The organism is Saccharopolyspora sp., assembly GCF_017434145.1.
Lineage (GTDB): Bacteria > Actinomycetota > Actinomycetes > Mycobacteriales > Pseudonocardiaceae > Saccharopolyspora_C > Saccharopolyspora_C galaxeae.
On the sequence record NZ_JAFRFW010000298.1, the window covers coordinates 1 to 12,198 of the forward strand.

A 12,198-nucleotide genomic window follows, 5' to 3' on the forward strand; every position below is an offset into this window, starting at 1 on the left:
GGTCACCCGCGGCTGACGCCCCGGGGCCGCGCCGCTCACGACGCCGCGACGGGGCCAAGCTGCTGCGCCGTGAGCAGCAGCGGCGCTATCAGTTCGGGCCGCCATCGGTGGGGCCGCTGCCCGGGCAGCCGGCACCCGCGCCTGCTGAAGTGCCGGCTGCCCGAACCGCATCCACCGCTCCGGCCGCAGCCGATCACGGCACCCCGTGCATCATCCGGCGCACCCACGGCACCGACACCGCGAGCAAGCCGCCGCAGGCGATCGTGAGCACGCCGATCACGCCGAAGTACAGCGCCTGGTTCTCCGGCGAGTACAGCTTCACCACCTGCGCACCGAGCCCCTGGCCCAGCGCAGGCGCCAGGAAGTACAGCCCCAGCGTCTGCGAGGAGAACGCCGCGGGCGCCAGCTTCGTCGAGGCGGAGAGCCCGACCGGCGAGAGCATCAGCTCACCGATGGTGAGGATGACGAACACCAGCGCGACCATGATCGCCAGCTGCTGGCCGTCGGAGTTCACCACGAACCCGGACAGCACCACCCACAGGAACCCGAGACCGACGAACACGACACCGCCGACGAACTTGGCGGGCGTGCTGGGCTGGCGCGAACCCAGCTTGAGCCACAGCGCGGCGAAGACCGGCGCCAGGATGATGATCGCCAGCGAGTTGATCGACTGGAACCAGGCGACCGGGAACTCCCAGCCGAGCACGGAGTGCGCGGTGTCCTCCTCCGTCACCCGCACCAGCGTGCTGGCCTGCTGCTCGAACAGCAGGAAGAACAGCGCGGTGGCCAGGAACAGCGGGATGTAGGCGATCAGCCGGTCCCGCTCCACCTTGGTGATCTGCTTGCTGCTGAGCATCACCGCGAAGTACACGACCGGCAGCACCGCGGAGATCACCGAGACCACGTTGACCAGCCCGCCCAGGCCGATCGAGCCGGTGGCCACCAGACCGCCCAGCACCACCACGAACAGCACCGCGATGCCGACGGCGCGGGTGAGCACGCGGCCCTTCTGCCCCTCGGGCAGCGGGTTGCCGGGGTGGTCGCTGACCGTGCCGAGGTTGCGCCTGCCGAGCACGTACTGGATCAGGCCCAGCGCCATGCCGACGGCCGCGGCGCCGAAGCCCCAGTGGAAGCCGATCTCGCTCTGCAGGAACCCGGCGATCAGCGGCCCGAAGAAGCCGCCGAGGTTGATGCCCATGTAGAACACCGAGAACCCGGCGTCCCGGCGCTGGTCCTGCGCGCTGTAGAGGTCGCCGACCATCTTGGACACGTTCGGCTTCAGCAGCCCGGAGCCGGCGATGATCAGCACGATGCCGAGCCCGGCGCTGGTCAGCCCGCCGGGCAGCGCCATCCCGATGTGCCCGAACATGATCAGCACGCCGCCGTAGAACACCGAGTGCCGCGCGCCCAGCAACCGGTCGGCGAGCCAGCCGCCCGCGACGCCGGTGAGGTACACCGAGGCGCCGTAGGCCTGGACCGTCGAGGTGGCGGTCCCTTCCGGCAGCCCCAGACCGCCCTTGCTCACCTCGGTCATCAGGTACAGGGCGAGGATGCCCCGCATCCCGTAGTAGGAGAAGCGCTCCCACATCTCGGTGAAGAAGAGCGTGGACAACCCGCGCGGCTGGCCGAAGAAGCCGCGCTGCGGGGCATCCGCGACCGTGTTGTCAGCCACGATCACGTCCTTTCTGCCTGGGTCCGGCTGCTGTGATTTTGCGGCAGGCTATACCTGCGCCGATTGGCGTGGACCAACCGAAACGTGAGTGAATTTTCACAAAAGTCCGGATGGCGCTCCCCGACCCGCCCATCGCCACCCGGGCACGCTAGGTCACGGGACACGCCGCCGATGGTTCAGCCCGCCCGGTGCGCCGCCGGTCGCGGCGCGGCCGGGACGTCGCCGTGATCACGAGGCGCTGCCTCCCGCTACTCCATCCGGATATACTGGCGTCGTATTTCTCCCGTTTCACCGACATCCGGCGAACACGCCTGATATCCGCGAGAGGTGACACCTTCGGTGCCCCAGGCTGAGTCCCCTGACGGCAGTACCGAGCCGGGTCGAAGTCCCGGCTCCCCGACCTGTTCCTGCGCAGCCGCACGGCCGCGCTCCGCGGAACCCCGCTCCCGCACAGGGTTCGGCGGGCCGTCCGCATCCGGCGTCCGCGCCGCAGCGCCCCCCTTCGGCGGGGGTGAACCACGTTGAGCATTCTGCTCTCGATCCTCGGCCTGCTTTTCGTCGCCGTGCTCACCCTGGGCACCGCGCTGGCGGTCACGGCCGAGTTCTCGCTGACCTCGCTGGAGCGCAGCACCGTTGACGCGCACGTCAACGAGGTCGGCGACCGGCGGGCGAAGGCCGTGCAGCGCGCGCACCGCACGCTGTCGTTCCAGCTCTCCGGCGCCCAGGTCGCGATCACGCTGACCACGCTGATCACCGGTTACGTGGCCGAGCCGCTGATCGGTGAGCTGCTGCGCCCGCTGCTGCTGGCCACCGGCATGCCGGGCGCGGTTTCCACCGTGCTCTCGCTGGTCCTGGCGATCCTGCTGGCCACGACGCTGTCGATGGTCTTCGGCGAGATGGTGCCGAAGAACCTCGCGATCACCCGGCCGCTGTCGGCGGCGCGGGCGGTGTCCGGCTACCACCGCCGCTTCTCCCAGGTGTTCCGCTGGCTGATCGATGCGATGAACAACAGCGCGAACTGGGTGGTGCGCCGCTTCGGCATCGAACCCCAGGAGGAACTGCGCTCGGCGCGCTCCGCCGACGAGCTCGGTTCGATCGTGCGCACCAGCGCCGAGCACGGAACCCTCGACCAGTCCACCGCCACGCTGATGGACCGGTCGCTGCGCTTCGGCGACCGCACCGCCGAGGAGCTGATGACGCCCCGCGTGCAGGTGGAGTCGCTGCCCGCCGAAGCAGGCGTGCAGGAGCTGCTGGCGCTGGCGCGGCGCACCGGTTTCTCCCGATTCCCCGTGCACGGCGGCGATCTGGACGACGTGCACGGCGTGGTGCACGTCAAGCAGGCGTTCGGAGTGCCCGTGGACAGGCGCGACACGACCCGGGTCGGCTCGCTGGCACGGCCGGTGCCGAGCGTTCCGGAGACGCTGGACGGCGACTCGCTGCTGAACCGGCTGCGCGGCTCCGGCCTGCAACTGGCGCTGGTGGTCGACGAGTACGGCGGAACCGCGGGCATGGTGAGCCTGGAGGACGTGATCGAGGAGATCATCGGCGACGTGCGCGACGAGCACGACCGCCGGGAGACCGCCGCGGTGCGGCCGCTGGACCGGGACAGCTGGATCGTCTCCGGCCTGCTGCGCGCCGACGAGCTCCTGGAGGCCACCGGCTTCGAGATGCCCGACGGCGAGTACGAGACCGTCGCCGGGCTGGTGCTGGAGAAGCTGGGCCGCATCCCGCAGGCCGGTGACCGTGTCGAGGTCGGCGACTGGTGCCTGACGGTCAACGGCATGGACCGCAACCGCATCGCCGAGCTGCGGCTGAGCCGGCCGCAGACCGCCGCAGGCGGCACCAGCGGGGTCGGCACCACCGCGGGAGGCGTCCGATGAGCGACACCGCGGCGATCCTGTTCGGAATCTTGTTGCTGCTGCTGAACTCGCTGTTCGTGGGCGCGGAGTTCGCGCTGCTGTCCTCGCGCCGGGACCGGTTGGAGGCGCTGCTGGACCAGGGCGTCAGCCGCGCCCGCACGGTGATCAAGGCGAGCCAGGAGGGCTCGCTGATGCTGACCAGCGCCCAGCTCGGCATCACGCTGTGCTCGCTGGGACTCGGGCGGTTGGGCGAACCGGCCGTGGCGCACCGCCTGGAGCTGCTGTTCGAGCCGTTCAACGTGCCCGCACCGGTGGTGCACGCGGTCGGGTTCACCATTGCGCTGGCGATCGTGGTGGTGCTGCACGTGCTGGTCGGCGAGATGGTGCCGAAGAACCTCGCGATCGCCGAGCCGGAACGGCTGGCGCTGTGGCTGGTGCCCGCGCTGGTCGGGTTCGTCAAGCTGGCGCGGCCGCTGATCGCGCTGTTCAACATGATGGCGAACGCGGTGCTCAAGCTGCTGAAGGTGCAGCCGAAGGACGAGCTGGACACCGCCTACACCTCCGCCGAGCTGGCCGAGCTGCTGGTGGAGTCGCGCCGGGAGGGGCTGCTGGAGCAGTCCGAGCACCGCAGGCTCGCCCAGACGTTGTCCTCGGTGGAGAACACCGTGGCCGACGTGCTGGTGCCGCTGCCGGAGGTCACCAGCGTGCCGGGGAACCCGACGCTGGGCGATGTGGAGCAGGCGGTCGCCGCGACCGGCTTCTCCCGGTTCCCGGTGCGCGCGGCTTCCGGTGAGCTGCTGGGTTATCTGCACGTCAAGGACCTGCTCGACCAGGCGGGCTCGGACCCGGGCACGCCGGTCGCGCCGAGCCGGGTCCGGCAGCTGCCGAACGTGCCGGTGAGCGCGCGGCTGGACCAGGCACTGGCGTCGTTGCGCCGGGCGCGCAGCCACTTGGCCACCGCGGTCGACGCGGATGGCGTGCCGCGCGGGGTGGTCGCGCTCGAGGACCTGGTCGAGGAGTACGTGGGCACGGTCCGCGACGGCACCCACGTCACCGCCTGAGACCCGTTCCCCTCGGGGGCGGCCGCTACGTGCGGCCGCCCCTTTCTCGTTCGCGCCCGTTCGGGCGCTGGCACCCGGATTCGGCGGCGTCGGGGTAGTTGACACGCAGTCGGCGAAAAATCGGTATAACCATCATCACAGTGTAGTGAGTCCGGCCGCGCCCGCCGAGGCGGTGCGCGAAACGCGGGAGGCAGCGTGGCGGAACGCATGGCTGGCAGGGTCGCTTTCATCACCGGTGCGGCCAGGGGGCAGGGACGATCGCACGCCGTGCGCCTGGCCGCCGAGGGCGCCGACATCATCGCGGTCGATGCCTGCGCGGACGTCGCGACCGCGGCTTACGCGATGGCCACTGAGCAGGACCTGGAGGAGACCGCCCGGCTGATCGCCGAACAGGGCCGCCGGGTGGTGGCCCGCAAGGCGGACGTCCGCGATTTCGACGCCCTGCAAGCCGCCTTCGACGCCGGCGTGGCCGAGCTCGGTCCGGTGCACACCGTGCTGGCCAACGCGGGCATCGCGTCGTTCGCGCCGACCTGGGAGTTGACCGCCCAGCACTGGCAGGACATGATCGACATCAATCTGACCGGGGTCTTCCACACCGCGAAGGTCGCGATCCCCGGCATGATCGAGCACGGTGCGGGCGGCTGCCTGCTGTTCACCTCGTCGATCGGCGGTTTCAAGGGCTTGCAGAACGTCGGGCACTACGTCGCGGCCAAGCACGGCATCGTCGGGCTGATGCGCACGCTGGCCAACGAACTCGGCCCGCACGGCATCCGGGTGAACACCATCCATCCGACCAATGTGGACACTCCGATGATCCAGCACGAAGGCGCGATGGGGCTGTTCGTGCCCGAGGGGGTCGAACCCACCCGCGAGAACGCCATGCCCGGCTACCGCTCGCTCAACGCGATGCCGGTCCCGTGGGCCGAGGTCGGCGACATCAGCAACGCCGTGGCCTTCCTCGCCAGCGACGAGGCCCGCTACATCACCGGCGCGACCTTCCCGGTCGACGCGGGCGCCAACGTCAAATGAGCCAGGCAGTGGAAGGAGCGCCGATGTCCACCGGCACGGCACGCGGCGAGATCGAGGACGTGCTGAGCAGGTACGCGCTCGGTTACGACGAAGGCGACCTCGCACTGCTCGAGGAGGTCTTCACCGAGGACGCGGTGCTCACGATCCGCATCGCCGACGGTGATCTCATCGGCCCGTTCGAGGGCCGCGCGGCGATCATCGGGATGATGCGCGACACCGCGCAGACGCAGCAGGACAAGCGCAAGCACGTGATCAGCAACCTGGTGCTCGACGAGCGCGGCGACACCGCGACCGCCCGGACCTACCTGACGCTGTTCTCCGTCGCGGACGGGCAGCTGACGGCGTTGACCACGGGTCGGTACGAGACCGAGCTGCGCAGCACCGGTGACGGCTGGCGGCTCGACTCCGTGCACATCGCCCTGGACCTGCCCTACTGAGCCGGCCATGACGAGCAACCAGGGATTCATCCCGGCGAAGTGGGCCGCGCTCACCCCGGATGCACAAGCGATCTACGACGCGCCGAACGAGCGGCGGGTGAACTGGGCGGAGCTGGACGAGCGGGTGCGCCGCGCCGCGAACGGCCTGCGCGGGCTCGGGCTGCAGCACGGTGACCGGGTTGCGGTGCTGGCCCGCAACTGCGTGGAGTTCCAGGAGCTGTACTTCGCCTGCGGCCGCGTGGGGCTGGTGCTGCAACCGTTGAACTGGCGGCTGTCCACCGGCGAGCTCACCGAGCTCATCCGGGATGCCGCGCCGCGCGCCGTGGTGGCCGCGGCCGAGTGGTCCGAGCAGGCCGAGCAGCTGCAGCGGGACTGCGACGTGCCGCACTGGCTGGAGTTCGGCGAGTCCGGTGACGGCAGCTACGAGCGGCTGCTGGCCGCGGCGGCCACCGACGAGCCCGAAGGCTCCGACCGCATCGGCGGCAACGACCCGTTCTTCATCCTCTACACCGGCGGCACCACCGGACGCAGCAAGGGCGCGCTGCACACCCACCACAGCGCGGCGACGGGCGGGCTGAACCAGACGGTGGCCGAGCGCATCGTGCCCGGTGACGTCTACCTGCTGACCGGGCAGATGTACCACATCCCGATCGTGCTCTCGATGAACTACCTGCGGCACGGGTGCCCGCTGGTGCTGATGAACTTCGAGGCCGAAAGCGCGCTGCGGATCATCGAGCAGGAGAAGGTCTCGGCGTTCCTGGGCATCACCACGATGCTCAACTGGATGATGGCGGTGCCCGGATTCTCCGGCTACGACCTCTCCAGCCTGCGCAACATCCAGTACGGCGGCGGGCCGATGCCCTCGTCGATCGTGCGGGCGGCGCTGGATTCGTTCCCGTGCACGCTGATCCAGGGCTACGGCCAGACCGAGGGACCGGGCATGACGTTCCTGTCCCAGGAGGACCACGCCGAGGCGGCGGCCGGGCGAAACGAGCACCGGCTGCGCTCGTGCGGCCGGGAAGGTTTCGCCGGGATGTTGCGGGTGCTCGACGAGTACGGCGCCGAGGTGCCGCGCGACGGGCGCACGCCGGGGCAGATCGCGGTCCGCTCGGACGCGAACATGATCGGCTACTGGAACCGGCCGGAGCTGACCGCGCAGACCATCCGGAACGGCTGGATGTGGACCGGTGACGTGGCCACCTGGGACGAGCAGCACTACGTCTACATCGTCGACCGGGCCAAGGACATGATCATCTCCGGTGGCGAGAACATCTACAGCGTCCAGGTCGAGGAGGCCGTCGCCGCGCATCCGGCGGTGCTGGAGTGCGCGGTGATCGGGGTCCCGGACGACGAATGGGGCGAGAACGTCAAAGCCGTGGTGGTGCTCAAACCCGGCACCGAAGCCACCGAGCAGGACATCATCACCACCGCGAAGCAGCACCTCGCTTCCTACCAGAAGCCGAAGTCGGTGGACTTCGTCGCGAGCCTGCCGAAGGCGCCGACCGGCAAGGTGATGAAGCGCGACCTGCGCACCCCGTACTGGGCCGACCGGGAGCGTTCGGTTTGAGCCCGGACGAGGCCGAACTGGCGAGGCTGGTCGGCACCGAACTGCCCGGCGGCGAGTTCACCTTCGAACCGTGGTGGGTGCGACTGGTCAACGACTGCGCGCTCGCCGCACCCGAGGACGGCGCGGGCAGCCCGGTGTTCGTCTTCCTCGCCGGGACCGCCGCGATGGGCATGTCCTGGGAGCAGTTGTGGGCGATGTTCGGCGCCACCGAGTCGGACGGCCCGATGGCCGGCGAGACCAGCACCGAAATCCACGTCCCGCTGCGCGTCGGCGGCACCTACCGGGTCCGCGGCCGGATCGAGTCCGCGCGGCGCAAGCGCGGCTCGCGCACCGGTGTCTTCGACCTCGTCGAGTACCGGCTCGACCTGCACGAGGATTCCGGCGCGCTGGCGGCGAGCTGCACCAGCTCGATCATCTTCCCGAGGAGGGCGCAGTGACCGAGGCCGGCGAGCAACTGCCGGAGCACCGCATCGGCCCGGTCTCGGCGGAGAAGATGAAGACGATGTCGGCGCTGATGCGCGATGCCAACCCGATCCACTTCGACGAATCCGCGGTGCGCGCGCTCGGGCTCGGCGAGCGGGTGATCAACCAGGGTCCGCTGAACCAGGCGTACGTGCTGGACATGCTGAGCCGTTGGGCGGGCGGCGCGGACCGGGTGCGCGGCGTGCGGTTGCGCTACCTCGGCACCGTGTTCGCAGGTGACCACCTTTGCGCGCGGGGGACGGTGCGCGAGGTCGCCGATGAGGAGGGCCGCCGGGTCGCCATCTGCGATGTGCAGCTCGACGTGCTCGGCGGGCGGACCGTGCTGTCCGGCACCGCGACCGTGCTGCTGGAGGAGAACCGATGACGCCGCCGACGATGCAACGGTTCCAGCTCTCCTACGGGGATTGCGACTCGCTCGGCATCGCCTACTTCGCGATCTACTACCCGTGGATGGAGCGCACCTACAGCAGCTGGCTGCACCACCACGGGCTGCGCTCGGCGGAGCTGGCCGAACAGCTCGGTGCGGGAACGGTCGGCGTGCACTCGGACGCCACCTACCTGCGGCCGGTGCACGTGTTCGACGAACTCACCTGCGAGCTGGTGCGCAGCAAGGTCGGCACCACTTCGTACACCCTCGGCCACGAGTTCCGCCGCGGCGACGAGCTGGTCACCTTCGGCACCATGACCTTCGCCTGCCGCGCCCCGGACGGGACCAAGACCCCCATCCCGGCACGGCTCGGCGAACTCCTCGGCACGCTGCGACCCGCGACGGACTGAGCGGACCGGGGCGCGAAGGCCCGGCCCGGTCCTCGCCTATCCTGGCCGCACTATGCAAGTGCTTGCCGAGCAGGAGTGGCGCGCACGCCGAGCCGCGCATCGGCAGCGGGTGCGGCAGTGGACCGAACCGCATCGCCGCAGGCGGCGCGAGGGCATCCCGCACCCGGTGATGGACTTCCTGTTCACCTACTACTCGCACCGCCCGTCACTGCTGGAGCGCTGGCAACCCGGCCTCGGCGTCGCGCTAGCGGGCGGCGAGGAGTTCCTGGACCGGCGCGGCTACGTGGCACTGCGGGACGGCGTCGCCCTGTCCCCCGCCGCGCTCACCGCGAAACGCCTGGACACCGCCCGTTTCGTGCGGGACTTGCTGAGCGCGGTGCGGGATCGGCGCCCGGTCCTGGGCTGCTTCGGCCTACACGAGTGGGCCATGCTGTACCGCACCACGCCGGAGGACGTGCGGCACGCTTCCTGGCCGTTGCGACTCGGGCACCGCGGCACCGATGAAGTCGTGGAGTCCATGCAGATCCGATGCAGCCACCACGACGCCTTCCGATTCTTCACCCCGCAGGCCCGGCCGCTGAATGCACTGCAACCGACCCGCGCCGATCAGGTCGCGATGGAACAGCCGGGCTGCCTGCACAACAACATGGACCTGTTCAAGTGGGCCTACAAGCTCGACCCGCTGGTGCCGTCCGAGCTGATCGCCGACTGCTTCGACCTGGCCGCGCGCATCCGCGCGGTCGACATGCGCGCGAGCCCGTACGACCTGCGCGAACTCGGATACGAACCGATCGCGGTGGAAACGGCGGAAGGGCGCGCCGAATACGCGGCGAGGCAACGCGAATTCGCCGATGAGGCGGGCGGATTGCGCACCCGGCTGATCGAGGTCTGCGCGGGGCTGCTGGCGGCGGAAACGGCCGAGGCAGCTCGTTCCGAGTTGAGCGATTCCCAGCCCTGAAACGATTCCCGGCCCTAAAGCGGCTCCGGGTCCTAAAGGGGCTCCGGGTCCTAAAGGGGCTCCGGGCAGAAAGCGGCTTCGGTCCCTGAACGACTCCGGTTCCAAAACGACTCCGCCCAGCGAGCCGCACTTCGATCCGAACGAAATCGGCCCGCCACCACGCGGCGGCGGGCCGATCAGCTCATTCCCGAACGGCCAGGCTCAGCTCACCGTTGTCGTCGCGCTCGGCGTCGAGGACCTTGTCCCCGAGCAGCGACGCGGCCTGCGGCTCGAGGAACACCCGGGCACCGGACTCCTCGACCACCTCGTCGTCGGCCTGCGGCTCGCTGGCGATGGCCGCCTGGAGCTCGCCCTCACCGGACGCGTTGGCGACCGGCGCGATCCGCAGCCCCGAGCTCTCGCCCGATTCACCACCGGCCAGCACGACCTTGATGACCTCGGCTGCGCTCTCGCTGATCGTGAGCATTGCTGCACTCCTCTCGGAGGCGGTCGGATGGAACCGCCCACCGTAGTGCATCCGGCCGGTCGCCCGCTCACCCCCGCGCGATCATGCCTCGTAGGCCGAAAGCGGAGGGCACGAGCACACGAGGTTGCGGTCACCGCGCGCGCCGTCGATGCGGCGAATGGCAGGCCACACCTTCGCCTCCGAGGTGCCCAGCGGGTAGGCGGCCTCGGCGCGCGTGTAGGCGTGCTCCCACGTACCGGCCAGCGCCGGGGCGGTGTGCGGCGCCTGCACCAGCGGGTTGTCGTCGGCGGGCCACTGCCCGGCGGCCACCTTGTCGATCTCCCCGCGGATGGCGATCATCGCCGCGCAGAACCGGTCGAGTTCGGCGAGGTTCTCGCTCTCGGTCGGCTCCACCATCAACGTGCCCGCGACCGGGAACGACATCGTCGGCGCGTGCAGCCCGTAGTCGGCGAGCCGCTTGGCCACGTCGTCCACGGTCACACCGCTGGACTTGGTGATCGGGCGCAGGTCCAGGATGCACTCGTGGGCGACGAACCCGCCGGAGCCGGTGTAGAGCACCGGGAAGTACTCGTCCAACCGCCGCGCCACGTAGTTGGCCGCGGCGACCGCGGTCAGCGTGGCCCGGCGCAGCCCGTCCGAACCCATCATCCGCACGTAGGCCCAGGAGATCGGCAGGATCGAGGCGCTGCCCCACGGCGCGGCGCTGATCGGGCCGACCCCGGTCTCGGGACCGGCCGCGGGCTGCAGCGGGTGGTTCGGCAGGAACGGCGCCAGGTGCGCGCGAACACCGATCGGCCCCACGCCGGGACCACCGCCGCCGTGCGGGATGCAGAACGTCTTGTGCAGGTTCAGGTGCGAGACGTCCGCGCCGAACCGGCCCATCCGGGCCAGCCCGATCAGCGCGTTGAGGTTCGCGCCGTCGACGTAGACCTGCCCGCCCGCGTCGTGCACCAGCCCGCACACCTGTTGCACGGTGTCCTCGTAGACGCCGTGCGTGGACGGGTAAGTGATCATGATCCCGGCCAGGTCGTCGCGGTGCTGCTCGACGACCTCGCGCAGGTGGTCCATCTCGATGTTGCCCTGGTCGTCGCAGCGCACCACGACCACGCGCAGCCCGGCCATCACGGCGCTGGCGGCGTTCGTGCCGTGCGCGCTGGCCGGGATCAGGCAGACGTCCCGCGCCGCCTCACCACGGCTGTGGTGGTAGGCGCGGATGGCCAGCAGACCGGCGAATTCGCCCTGGCTGCCCGCGTTCGGCTGCACGCTGACCGCGTCGTAGCCGGTGATCTCGGTCAGCCAGCGCTCCAGGTCGTGCACCACCTCGAGCAGCCCCGCCGCGTCCTGCCCGGGTGCGAACGGGTGCACCTCGGCGAACTCGGGCCAGGTCACCGGCTCCATCTCGGCGGTGGCGTTGAGCTTCATCGTGCACGAGCCCAGCGGGATCATGCTGCGGTCCAGCGCCAGGTCGGTGTCCGAGAGCTTGCGCAGGTAACGCAGCAGCGAGGTCTCCGAGCGGTGCGTGTGGAACACCGGGTGCGTCATGTAGTCGGAGGTGCGCAGCAGTGCGGTGGGCAGCGCGTCGGCCGTCTCCGCGTCCAGCTCGTCCACCCCGGTCAGCGTCTCGCCACCGAACCCGAACGCGCTGAGGACCTTCAGCAGCGTCTCCCGGGTGGTGGTCTCGTCGCAGCTGAGGCCCACGTGGTCGGCGTCGATGTGGCGCAGGTTGATCCCCTCGCCGCGAGCGGCGTCGACGACCTCCGCCGCCCGGCCCGGCACCCGCGTGACGATCGTGTCGAAGAACTCCGCGTGCACGACCTCGACCCCGCCGCGGCGCAGCCGCTCGGCCAGCACCGCCGCCATCCGGTGCGCCCGCTGCGCGATGGCGCGCA

12 protein-coding genes are annotated in these 12,198 nt (G+C 70.4%); 9 read left to right on the forward strand and 3 right to left on the reverse strand.

All coding sequences use genetic code 11. From position 1 onward, the window contains the following. Window positions 1-193: 193 nt before the first annotated feature. Window positions 194-1,675 (reverse strand): peptide MFS transporter, encoded by a 1,482-nt coding sequence (locus IJH84_RS08185; protein WP_200070812.1) that lies wholly within the window; start codon window positions 1,673-1,675, stop codon window positions 194-196. Window positions 1,676-2,193: 518 nt separating this feature from the next. Between IJH84_RS08185 and IJH84_RS08190 the strand changes: the two genes are divergently transcribed. The 9 genes from IJH84_RS08190 (at window position 2,194) to IJH84_RS08230 (ending at window position 9,843) form a co-directional block, all read left to right on the forward strand. Beyond that, a complete protein-coding gene (locus IJH84_RS08190) occupies window positions 2,194-3,552 on the forward strand; it encodes a hemolysin family protein (protein WP_200070722.1) in 1,359 nt (452 codons plus the stop codon). After that, window positions 3,549-4,592 carry a hemolysin family protein gene (locus IJH84_RS08195; protein WP_200070723.1) on the forward strand — a complete coding sequence of 348 codons (1,044 nt, stop codon included), beginning with the start codon at window positions 3,549-3,551 and terminating at the stop codon, window positions 4,590-4,592. The genes IJH84_RS08190 and IJH84_RS08195 overlap by 4 nt, the downstream gene beginning before the upstream one ends. 207 nt (window positions 4,593-4,799) lie before the next feature. Further along, a complete protein-coding gene (locus tag IJH84_RS08200) occupies window positions 4,800-5,621 on the forward strand; it encodes a mycofactocin-coupled SDR family oxidoreductase (RefSeq protein ID WP_200070724.1) in 822 nt (273 codons plus the stop codon). A gap of 23 nt (window positions 5,622-5,644) precedes the next feature. Continuing rightward, on the forward strand, window positions 5,645-6,058 hold the full coding sequence (locus tag IJH84_RS08205) for a nuclear transport factor 2 family protein (protein WP_200070725.1): 414 nt from the start codon (window positions 5,645-5,647) through the stop codon (window positions 6,056-6,058). A 7-nt stretch (window positions 6,059-6,065) separates the two neighbouring features. Further along, window positions 6,066-7,625, forward strand: coding sequence for an AMP-binding protein (locus tag IJH84_RS08210; RefSeq protein ID WP_295142265.1), 1,560 nt, complete (start codon window positions 6,066-6,068; stop codon window positions 7,623-7,625). Further along, window positions 7,622-8,062, forward strand: a complete 441-nt coding sequence (locus tag IJH84_RS08215; protein ID WP_200070727.1) for a hypothetical protein — start codon at window positions 7,622-7,624, stop codon at window positions 8,060-8,062. Before IJH84_RS08210 ends, IJH84_RS08215 begins: the two co-directional genes overlap by 4 nt. Next, entirely contained in the window at window positions 8,059-8,472 is a 414-nt protein-coding gene (locus IJH84_RS08220) for a MaoC family dehydratase (protein ID WP_295142269.1), read from the forward strand. Before IJH84_RS08215 ends, IJH84_RS08220 begins: the two co-directional genes overlap by 4 nt. Next, window positions 8,469-8,885 carry a thioesterase family protein gene (locus IJH84_RS08225; RefSeq protein WP_295142272.1) on the forward strand — a complete coding sequence of 139 codons (417 nt, stop codon included), beginning with the start codon at window positions 8,469-8,471 and terminating at the stop codon, window positions 8,883-8,885. Before IJH84_RS08220 ends, IJH84_RS08225 begins: the two co-directional genes overlap by 4 nt. A gap of 52 nt (window positions 8,886-8,937) precedes the next feature. Continuing rightward, window positions 8,938-9,843: a 3-methyladenine DNA glycosylase gene (locus IJH84_RS08230; RefSeq protein ID WP_295142275.1), complete on the forward strand. Its 906-nt coding sequence runs from the start codon at window positions 8,938-8,940 to the stop codon at window positions 9,841-9,843. A 181-nt stretch (window positions 9,844-10,024) separates the two neighbouring features. Here the strand turns inward: IJH84_RS08230 and IJH84_RS08235 are convergent, their stop codons facing one another. Both IJH84_RS08235 and gcvP read right to left on the reverse strand, forming a co-directional pair. Continuing rightward, window positions 10,025-10,309, reverse strand: coding sequence for a HesB/YadR/YfhF-family protein (locus IJH84_RS08235; RefSeq protein WP_200070730.1), 285 nt, complete (start codon window positions 10,307-10,309; stop codon window positions 10,025-10,027). An 81-nt stretch (window positions 10,310-10,390) separates the two neighbouring features. Then, on the reverse strand, window positions 10,391-12,198 hold a 1,808-nt coding region (gene gcvP, locus IJH84_RS08240), incomplete at its 5' end, for an aminomethyl-transferring glycine dehydrogenase (RefSeq protein WP_295142278.1).